Source organism: Chamaesiphon sp. VAR_48_metabat_403, from assembly GCF_031422475.1.
Classification (GTDB): Bacteria; Cyanobacteriota; Cyanobacteriia; order Cyanobacteriales; family Chamaesiphonaceae; genus Chamaesiphon.
In genome coordinates this window covers 1-8,895 of record NZ_JANPLS010000347.1, presented here as the reverse complement: position 1 = coordinate 8,895, position 8,895 = coordinate 1, and the positions used below count along the sequence as shown (strand labels likewise).

Annotated in this window: 11 protein-coding genes; 5 read left to right on the top strand and 6 right to left on the bottom strand. The window is 45.0% G+C overall.

The window, feature by feature from the left end:
- The coding region (locus RMO79_RS16810; protein WP_310484360.1) for a hypothetical protein at window positions 1–409 on the bottom strand (409 nt) is incomplete at its 3' end.
- Between the two features lie 159 nt (window positions 410–568).
- Between RMO79_RS16810 and RMO79_RS16805 the strand changes: the two genes are divergently transcribed.
- The 3 genes from RMO79_RS16805 to RMO79_RS16795 are packed head-to-tail and all read left to right on the top strand — an operon-like array spanning window position 569 to window position 1,534.
- Window positions 569–805, top strand: coding sequence for a DUF433 domain-containing protein (locus RMO79_RS16805; protein ID WP_310484359.1), 237 nt, complete (start codon window positions 569–571; stop codon window positions 803–805).
- Between the two features lie 57 nt (window positions 806–862).
- On the top strand, window positions 863–1,189 hold the full coding sequence (locus RMO79_RS16800) for a DUF433 domain-containing protein (protein ID WP_310484357.1): 327 nt from the start codon (window positions 863–865) through the stop codon (window positions 1,187–1,189).
- Between the two features lie 6 nt (window positions 1,190–1,195).
- Window positions 1,196–1,534 (top strand): DUF5615 family PIN-like protein, encoded by a 339-nt coding sequence (locus tag RMO79_RS16795; protein WP_310484355.1) that lies wholly within the window; start codon window positions 1,196–1,198, stop codon window positions 1,532–1,534.
- A 10-nt stretch (window positions 1,535–1,544) separates the two neighbouring features.
- Here RMO79_RS16795 and RMO79_RS16790 read toward each other — a convergent pair whose 3' ends face one another.
- From RMO79_RS16790 to RMO79_RS16770, 5 genes are all read right to left on the bottom strand, one after another.
- Window positions 1,545–2,180, bottom strand: a complete 636-nt coding sequence (locus tag RMO79_RS16790) for a M15 family metallopeptidase (protein WP_310484353.1) — start codon at window positions 2,178–2,180, stop codon at window positions 1,545–1,547.
- 67 nt (window positions 2,181–2,247) lie between these two features.
- Window positions 2,248–2,571, bottom strand: coding sequence for an SH3 domain-containing protein (locus tag RMO79_RS16785; RefSeq protein WP_310484352.1), 324 nt, complete (start codon window positions 2,569–2,571; stop codon window positions 2,248–2,250).
- A 115-nt stretch (window positions 2,572–2,686) separates the two neighbouring features.
- Window positions 2,687–3,340, bottom strand: coding sequence for a glycerol-3-phosphate 1-O-acyltransferase PlsY (gene plsY, locus RMO79_RS16780; protein ID WP_310484351.1), 654 nt, complete (start codon window positions 3,338–3,340; stop codon window positions 2,687–2,689).
- A 230-nt stretch (window positions 3,341–3,570) separates the two neighbouring features.
- A complete protein-coding gene (locus RMO79_RS16775; protein ID WP_310484350.1) occupies window positions 3,571–4,860 on the bottom strand; it encodes a DUF3086 domain-containing protein in 1,290 nt (429 codons plus the stop codon).
- A gap of 189 nt (window positions 4,861–5,049) precedes the next feature.
- Window positions 5,050–6,924 carry a hypothetical protein gene (locus tag RMO79_RS16770; RefSeq protein WP_310484349.1) on the bottom strand — a complete coding sequence of 625 codons (1,875 nt, stop codon included), beginning with the start codon at window positions 6,922–6,924 and terminating at the stop codon, window positions 5,050–5,052.
- Window positions 6,925–7,207: 283 nt separating this feature from the next.
- Between RMO79_RS16770 and RMO79_RS16765 the strand changes: the two genes are divergently transcribed.
- Both RMO79_RS16765 and RMO79_RS16760 read left to right on the top strand, forming a co-directional pair.
- Window positions 7,208–7,849 (top strand): hypothetical protein, encoded by a 642-nt coding sequence (locus tag RMO79_RS16765; protein WP_310484348.1) that lies wholly within the window; start codon window positions 7,208–7,210, stop codon window positions 7,847–7,849.
- A 3-nt stretch (window positions 7,850–7,852) separates the two neighbouring features.
- Entirely contained in the window at window positions 7,853–8,719 is an 867-nt protein-coding gene (locus RMO79_RS16760) for a pentapeptide repeat-containing protein (RefSeq protein WP_310484347.1), read from the top strand.
- The last annotated feature ends 176 nt before the right edge of the window (window positions 8,720–8,895 follow it).

Below are 8,895 nucleotides of genomic sequence, written 5' to 3'. Positions count from 1 at the left end.
AAAATTCACATTTTTTCAGACCATTATCTGCGACTGCAACCGTAAAAGGTATACCAGACTCTTTCGGTTGCCATCCGATCCCTAATGCCTGTTGAATCCACAATGCCACATCAGCAGGCTTGACAGGAATGATTGCGTGTTTGCGTTCGATTCTCCAAGCTCTAATTTCTCCCGATCCATCTTGAGGTTGCACCGGGATATAGTTACTATTTTGTGGACTCCAGCTCTCTGGATGAAGTCGATGTGTATAAATTACCAAAATCGATCTTGGTTCTTGGGCGTGCTCGACTGCAACGGTAAGACACTCATCGGGGTAATGTACTTTCCCATTACGGGATTTGCGAATGTTCCAAATGAATGTTTCCGATCCAACAACGATTTTTCGCGAGCCTTTTTTTGGAATAGACATTGATTGAAAATTTAAATGTGGCGATCCCATCATGCACGATCCAACACTCATTTGCCAACAGTTGGCTGTCTATGTTTACTATTTTAACGCACCTCGATCGGGTTCTGGATTATGATGAATAAGGAGGATACCAAGAGCCTTTCCCCACATCAACATCTCATGACAGCCAATCTCCTGCACCGCATTACCCATAATCCCGATATTTGTCATGGTAAGCCATGTATTCGCGGACTCCGATATCCGATCGAATTTATCCTCGAACTCTTGAGTTCGGGCATGACTCACGCAGAAATTTTGGCGGATTATGAAGATTTAGAAGCTGAAGATATCTATGCTGTTTTACTTTTTGCCGCTCGTCTGAGTCAAGTCAAAAGTGTCTATAAACTTGCCGCATAAAGTTTTCGGAAATTTCAAGTAAAATAATAGAGTGTCCTACTGAGTCATCAACAGTTCATGACCATTCAAGAATTACAAACTCAATTGTTGTCCCTAACCTCTGACGAAAAAGCCAACCTCATCCACTTTCTTGCTAGTAGCCTGGAAACACCTTGGCAAGGCATCCATAAAACTCCTGGCGTGATGGGTGGTGAAGCTTGCATTCGAGATACCCGAATTCCGGTTTGGTTATTGGTTAGTTATAGCCGACTGGGACTTAGCGAAGCCAAACTCCTCGATAATTATCCTACCCTGATGGCAACCGATTTGGTTAATGCATGGACTTATGCAAGTGCCAATCCTGACGAAATCAATCGGGCGATCGATCGACAGGATGAGGAATAATAGTAGATGGCAAGTTTCTATGCAGATGAACAGTTTCCAAAAGCTACTACCATTGCGTTGCGATCGCTAGGACATGATGTATTGACTGTACAAGAGGCTGGAAATGCTAACCAAAAAATTCCTGATGAAGATGTGTTAGCTTTTGCCACTGACAAAGATCGAGCTGTGCTAACTCTCAATCGCTACGACTTTATTCGCCTGCACAAACAATCGTCTGCTCATGCAGGCATTATAGTCTGTAGCGAAAATACTAATTTTGAACGGTTAGCTGAGAAAATCCACGAGGCTGTTTCTCCATTCGCTAACTTAAATGAGCGACTGATTCGGGTTTACCGCGATGCGTAAACATTCTTATTTAATTACAATCCCACACCCATTTACCGACAGTTGGCTTTTTACCATTCCAAGCATAATGCCACCATTCGGTATCGATGTGATGAAAGCCAACAGATGCCATTGTTTTTTTCAATAGCGATCGATTCTTTAAAATTTGGGGCGATAATTCTCGATAAGTATGATGCGCTTTGAGACTAAATTCGTCGAATGGGGTGCCCATTTCTAATGGTTTGCCACCTCTATCTAAAATGGTCAAATCTACCGCCGTACCGCGATTATGATCCGATCCTCTAGCTGGATTGGCGACGTAACGTTCGTCGGGTTTGATGTTCCACATCTTTTGTTGGATGGGTTGTGGACGATAGCAGTCGAATAGTCTCAATCCGCCGTATCCTTGTTGTTGTAATTGTTGGCTGGCTTGTCTGACTGCTTTGGCTACTTCGGGACGGAGGAAGCACCGAGCACACGGATACAGTTTAGTTTTGACAAAGTTGTTGGTAGTGGCGTAGGTAAAGTCAAGATCCATCTGTGCATCTTTGGAAATTTCTGTCCATTGAGACGGTGCAGGATTTGTGGCTAGCGATATTTTATTAGTACCGATTATTAATAACCAACAGACAACTAATGTCACGATCGCATATTGCCACTTGCTCATGTTTTTGCCTAAATTATTAAATCCAAAACTGAGTTTCCACCAGTGGAAACTCAATTGTCAACCAAACTTAATAACAGCTAACAAACTCGCGCAATACATATCCGAGAATTTTATAATTGCCCTGATTTTTAATGGCAACTAAAACCCACGGCTTACCTTCGTCATCTCTGGCAATTGATTGAGCGTATACCGTTCTACCATTTCTAATCCGATTGACAATTTTACCGTTTGGTTGCAGTCTGGCATTGAGTGGTGTTCCTGTCGGATCGGTAACTCGACAGGTTTTACCCGATGGAATGCCACCATCTTGTGCCTGTGCGGGTAATACTCCAGGACAAATACCGATCGCAGTAGCTAAGATTGAGATTGTTAAGGTTGTTAATTTCGACATGTTCGCAAAGGTTGAGGAAGTTGTCAGCGACATTATCGCCTAGTTACACATATGTTGACAACAATAATAATAGAGTCAATTCCGGATAATTTGGCTAAATTACCGATCGAACGATTTAAGTACTGGGTGATTCTACTTTCTGTCCTAATTTTGGTTCGGTACCCGCCATAATTCTTTGGATGTTGGTGCTGTGTCGCCAGACTACATAAATACCACCGACGATCGCAAATACGATCGAAGGTAATGGTCGATCGAATAATAGCATCCAAATCGTGACCGAAATTGCCCCGGAGATCGAACTAATCGAAACGATCCGACTAATGGAAATCGTAATGCCAAATACCACCATTGTTGCCAAGCCAACTTGCCATGACATCGCCAGTAGAACGCCAACACCCGTAGCGACAGATTTACCACCACCGAAATTCAACCAAATCGATTTACTATGCCCTAAAATTGACCCTGTCGCGGCGAGTGGCACTAAATAAGCTTGCCATTCACTGGGGATAGTAGGAAATAAATTGAGGGTAAAAATTAGATTCGCGATCGTGACTGCTAAAGCACCTTTAATTGCATCGATTAATAATACAATCGATCCAGGCACTTTACCCAATGTTCGCAATACATTCGTCGCACCAGTCGAACCCGAACCATGTTCGCGAATATCGATTCCTTGCAACAATTTCCCCGCTAAATATCCAGTCGGCAACGAGCCGAGTAAATAAGCAATAGTGAAAATACCGACAGCGATGATGATGTTTGTTAACATTCTGGAAAGGGGACTGAGGATAAGAAATATGGGAAACCTAAGAGGATGTCTGAAAAGTCTAACTGCTTCGTTTCGAGTGGGTAAATCCCCCTAAATCCCCCTTAAAAAGGGGGACTTTCAATCCGGTTCCCCCCTTAAAAAGGGGGGCTAGGGGGGATTTCCAGGGTTTATGCTTAACAAAATTGAGTTTTCAGACATCCTCTAAAACCTAAAACCTAAAGCCTAAAGCCTTATCGATATTCCCGAAAATCATCTATTTGCTGATTCGGATCGGGGGCAAACGCTAGCCAGAGCGGATACTGGAGGATCGAAAGGGCAATTTGACCTTCGGAATTATCAATGATAATTAGGGGCATTTCCTTATTAGCCACGATGCGATCGACTTTTTGGATTAAAGCATCGGGATCTTCAAATAAAATAATCCCACCATTGCCACCAAAATCGGTCTTAGAGAGTCCCAAACAGTCTTGAAAGCCTCTGCGCCAGTCGCCGAGGCGTTCGGGTAGGTTAGCGAGGACGAGAGTGCGGAGATAGTCTCCGTATAGCTCTCGCAGTGCCGATACTGCGGTGGCGGCAATGAGGATATTTTGCAAGCGGCTCCCCATCGTGCGGATGGCTCCCCGTCCGTCTTTGGTGAAAAACCAGTCGGAAACTTTATCGGCATGAACCGCTTCGAGGGTGCGGCGCAGTTGCCAAGTGGGGGCATAATAGTCGGGTGCGTTACGATAACGATCGATCGACGCGCGAACTTTGGCAGCGGTGGATCTAAATGCAGGTTCGGCGAATTGAGGGGTTTGGTTTTTCGCTGGCGCGTTGGTGGCTGTTTGCTTGGGTAAGGGTGTCTGGATGCGGATTTGAGCGGGTGGCGGTTCGGGAAATTCGATTTCTTCGGCGATGACGACTAAATCTTGTAAGCTACCGACGAGATAATCTTTAAATCCTTGCAGGCGAATGGCAATATCTTGAGAGCCGCCTGCAAAGCTTTTATTAATTTCTTCCTGAACGCGTTCGCGTCGGCGTTCGAGTTGTTCGACGGAGATTTGCAGTTTTTGGCGACGTTGTTCGAGATCGGCGATTGAAGTTTGGATGATTTGTCCGAAACTTGTTTGCGTGTCGGATATCTGCTGTTGGAGCTGTGCTTGGGTGGCTTGGAGGTTGGCGATTTCGGCTTTGATTTCGGCTTCAGCGCGGATTAATGGTGCGACTTGGGCATTATCGACATCGACTGGTGGTGCGTTCTTGGTTTCTGGCTCGATGTTTCGCTCTGGTTCTAATTCTTGACTAATTTCATCTAAGAGGATACTCCAGTTATCGTCTAATGCGATCGGATCTGGATCTGGCTCTGGCTCTACAGGTGGTGTGGTGGTGGCTTCAGGCGGAGCAATATCTCTGCTTTCCCAGACATCGCCGAGTGGCTCCGGTACTGACGAGATCTCTTCCACCACGCTAACATCGATAATTTCTGGTTGTGGGGGCGATTTAAGATCTGGTTTTTGGTTTGCAGTTCCGTCGGAGTTCATAGATTTTGGCTCGGCGAGCACAGATTGAGATTGGCTATGATATCGGCGGTGCAACCTCTTAGATCGAGGATAACACTTTCGATCGCTCTGTTTGTCATTATATCTCACCTCACCACTCTGCCCGCGATCGCCACCTCTGACACATGTAGACTTACTTGCGAACAGGGGATAGGGGATAGAAAATAGAGGTTATGTTTTAGCGATCGATTTAACTGAATAAGTCAATGACTCGCTCGCCTTGGCATTACGTATCCCCAATGCGTTCCAATTGGGTGGATGACTGAATGTAATATTGACAGAGCCATTTGCCGATGTAGCCGTCCATTGTTCTCCAGGACAAACTTTTGACTGAAAATTAAAGTCTTTGGCAACAAGATCGACTTTTTTCCCTGCGGCTAGTTTAGCTTTTACTTGTCTGACACTAGTTGTCAGCTCCCACAATAAATCTTGTTTTAATACCTTGGAATATTGATTGGTTAACAGGACAGGATCGATCGTATACTCAATAGTACTGATGTTAGATTTTACGCCACTGTTACCATCTGTCCGACAGATATTTTGTTTGCTCCAGTAGTCTACTCCTTTAGAGATTTCTTGATGTCGATCGACTGCAATTAATCGGAACCGGGGCTGCAATATAGTCGATAGTCCTGGTATAAACCGTAATGGATTATCATAGAGAACAAATAATCGATCGAGCAAAGCTGGATTGATTAAAAACTTATTAGTACCGATCGACTCATTCTCGATCGCGCCCATCATATATCTGTGGCGTTCCTTGCCAAATAAATTATCGCCCCATCCTTTAGGCAATCGATCGTTTAATTTCGGCTGTGGTGAATCTATTCGCCGCACCAATTTTGAGATATTATTTCCACCAACAACACTAGTCAATTGTCCCACCAGCGATTGTTGGGGGTGAGTAGATTGCTGGAGTTTTTTAATGGTAATTAAATCTTTAGTGAAATCGGCATTTGGTTGTTGCTGCTTATCGAGTAGATTAGCAATGGCGAGGTTTTTGAGATTATTAATACTTAAAAAATTTGGCAATTGTGAGAATAGCGGGCTATCATCTGCTTTTGGATCGCGCTGAGATAGCCATGTGTCATTACCCCATTCTGGTGTTTGATTATTAGCTAGATGAGTTGAAATCGCATCTAGATCGGCTTGATGATTTTTGATATAAGTTGCTATTTTGCCAGGAATTGGGTCGATCGAGTCCTCAGTTTTAGCTAATTGTTCATTAACAAAAGTATATAATTCTGTTTGAATTTTCCCCCATTCATCGATCGCGGCTGTTGTTGGGATAGTTTTTACCTTACTACCATCACCAAATACATTCACAGATATCCCTAATTTAGTCATCAAGGCTTGTAATTCGATTGCCGACTGATTGGGTGCGGTGGGAGGATACTGGCTGATATGAGTGGCAATCGCTTGTTGTAATGGTTTTTCTCGCTCGGCTGCATACGTATTCCCGCCAATTAGATAAATACTCATCGTCACTGCGATCGAGCCAATTACCCACCCCCAAACTTTAGTCAGCTCTCGGCGCGGACGCGATAATTCTTTTTCTAAGGCGCGGACTAATATATGTTCCGCTCCTGCTAATTCACGGATGCGATCGAGTAGTCGATCTGTCTGATAAAATCGTGTTAATATTATCGCACTTTTGTCATCGGCTGTTTTAATATATAAGTATCTAATTCCAAATAAATGACGGTGTCGTAAAAATGTAATTTCTTGCCAACCAATCGACCGCCGACGGTACCAAATATCGACGGCAGAGATATTTTCTGCTGTCATCATGAGATCGGTCTTTTTGACTGCGAACCAGACTACTAATAGTTCTAATAGTAACAAAAATAAGAAAAAGCTCGTCGAGATTAGTATCGCTATGCTGGTAGATTCAAGAATAATAAAAGTAAGTAATATACCAACAAAAGTACCTAGAACCGTAGCCGATATTGCGTAGGAAAGATATGGTAGAAATAATAGCTTGTATCGATATTCGATCGGATCTGTGACAGATTGTTCTGGAGAAATTAATTTTTTGCGCCGCATCCGCTCACAACTCACTAGATTACATAGCTAAGTGTGCCCAAAATATCGAGTGAATTTGTCAATCTCACATCTTTACATCAGCGACAAAATCCCTAGTAAAGTAGGGGAAAAGGGGAAAGGGGAAATTTCGGGAACAACTTCAAAGCCCGATCTCCATCCACCTGCGGTATACTTAACGGTGATTGGGATTTTGTCAATGCTCCAGATCGCTACGAATACGCCAACGATCGTCGGAATTAGATGCCTATTTCAGCCGTCTTCACTTCATCCTCTCTAATTTATCTTGGGAATCGATCTCCGCAGTTACGTTTTTATCGATCGCTTGCAACGACAACATGCAGCATACTTGGGTACCGAAGCTCAAGGTTTTTTGCCATTGCCAGCAGATTCCTCCTTGTGGATTGAGGTGTCACCAGGAGTCGAAATCAACCAAATGATGGATATTGCCCTCAAATCTGCCCAGGTGCGTCCGGGAGTGCAGATTATCGAGCGGTTATATGGATTGATGGAAATTCACGCCAGCAGTCAGGGTGACGTTCATGCCGCCGGACGCGCGATTCTGGCTTATTTAGGCGTACGTCAGGCAGACTGTCTCAAGCCGCGCGTCATTTCGAGTCGAATTATTCGGAATATTACCGCTCATCACACTCAGATGATCAATCGCAGTCGGCGGGGGAATATGATTCTCGCTGGGCAGACTTTATATGTACTGGAAGTAGAGCCAGCGGCGTATGCCGCAATCGCCGCGAATGAAGCCGAAAAATCAGCATCGATTAATATCCTCCAAATTTCGGCTGTGGGCGTATTCGGGCGGTTGTACTTAGGCGGTGAAGAACGGGATATTAAAGCGGCGGAAGCGGGCATTCTAGCCACATTAGAAAGCTTACCCGGTCGTCCTTTTCCAGAACGCGCAAAACAGGAGTAGGTAATGAGCGCGAGTGCGGAATCAGTGTTGCGGCGCGGTGCGGTGGCATGGTTGGAGTGGAGAAAGCACCATCCCGTGCCGGATTTGAGCGATATGTACTCGATCGGCATTAATTTACGCGGGGCGGATTTGCATGGTGTCAATCTTCGTCGCGCCAATTTAAGCGATGCCAAATTAGTGGCGGCGAAATTAGTTGGGGCAAACCTTTGTAGTGCGATTCTCGATCGAGCCGATTTGGTAGATGCTAATTTAAGATCGATCGAAGCTATCGATCTTCAGGCAAAAGCCACGGATTTGCGGCGCGCGCAGCTTGGTGATGCCAATTTAATGGGTAGTAATTTCACCGATGCCGATCTGCGGGATGCCGATTTGTCTGGTGTGAATGCGATCGCGATCGATCTTACCGCCGCCCAGTTGCGAGGAGCAGATCTCGATCGGATTAATTTACATCGCGCCACACTCAGTCATGCCGATTTAGCGTACACCAATTTAGCTGATGCCAATCTGACTCAGGCGATTTTAACATCAGCCGAATTGGGTTTGGCGCATTTATATCGGGCGAATTTTACACAAGCGCGGCTCCATCGCGCGCATTTAGTCACTGTCTATGCGGTGCTAGCTAATTTCGAGCGGGCGAATTTGACTGGCGCGGATTTATCGTGGGCAAATTTGACGAAAACTAGTTTCGCTGGCGCAATCTTACACGGTACCAATCTACGCGGAGCCAATTTAGCTGGGGCAAATTTAGCTGGTGCAGATTTGACTGGGGCAAACCTTTCCGGCGCAGATCTCAGTTATGCCAATCTCCATCAAGCAATTTTCCACGCCACAAATCTAGCCGATACCGTGTTTACAGGCGCAATTCGTTAATTAGGCTTTAGGTTTTAGGCTTTAGGCTTTAGGCTTTAGGCTTTAGGCTTTAGGCTTTAGGTTTTAGGTTTTGGAACTGCGTCCCTTCGTTTTTCCTCCCACCCCTCCCACACCTCCCACACTCCCCCACTCTCCCAGTCTCCCAGTCCCCCCCTCCCCCCGTCTCCCCTCTCAAA

What these genes read in the sequence shown, in the direction of transcription:
- RMO79_RS16805 (WP_310484359.1), top strand. Translation starts at nt 569, where the DNA reads ATGACAGCCAATCTCCTGCACCGCATTACCCATAATCCCGATATTTGT.
- RMO79_RS16800 (WP_310484357.1), top strand. Translation starts at nt 863, where the DNA reads ATGACCATTCAAGAATTACAAACTCAATTGTTGTCCCTAACCTCTGAC.
- RMO79_RS16795 (WP_310484355.1), top strand. Translation starts at nt 1,196, where the DNA reads ATGGCAAGTTTCTATGCAGATGAACAGTTTCCAAAAGCTACTACCATT.
- RMO79_RS16790 (WP_310484353.1), bottom strand. Translation starts at nt 2,180, where the DNA reads ATGAGCAAGTGGCAATATGCGATCGTGACATTAGTTGTCTGTTGGTTA.
- RMO79_RS16785 (WP_310484352.1), bottom strand. Translation starts at nt 2,571, where the DNA reads ATGTCGAAATTAACAACCTTAACAATCTCAATCTTAGCTACTGCGATC.
- plsY (WP_310484351.1), bottom strand. Translation starts at nt 3,340, where the DNA reads ATGTTAACAAACATCATCATCGCTGTCGGTATTTTCACTATTGCTTAT.
- RMO79_RS16775 (WP_310484350.1), bottom strand. Translation starts at nt 4,860, where the DNA reads ATGAACTCCGACGGAACTGCAAACCAAAAACCAGATCTTAAATCGCCC.
- RMO79_RS16770 (WP_310484349.1), bottom strand. Translation starts at nt 6,924, where the DNA reads ATGCGGCGCAAAAAATTAATTTCTCCAGAACAATCTGTCACAGATCCG.
- RMO79_RS16760 (WP_310484347.1), top strand. Translation starts at nt 7,853, where the DNA reads ATGAGCGCGAGTGCGGAATCAGTGTTGCGGCGCGGTGCGGTGGCATGG.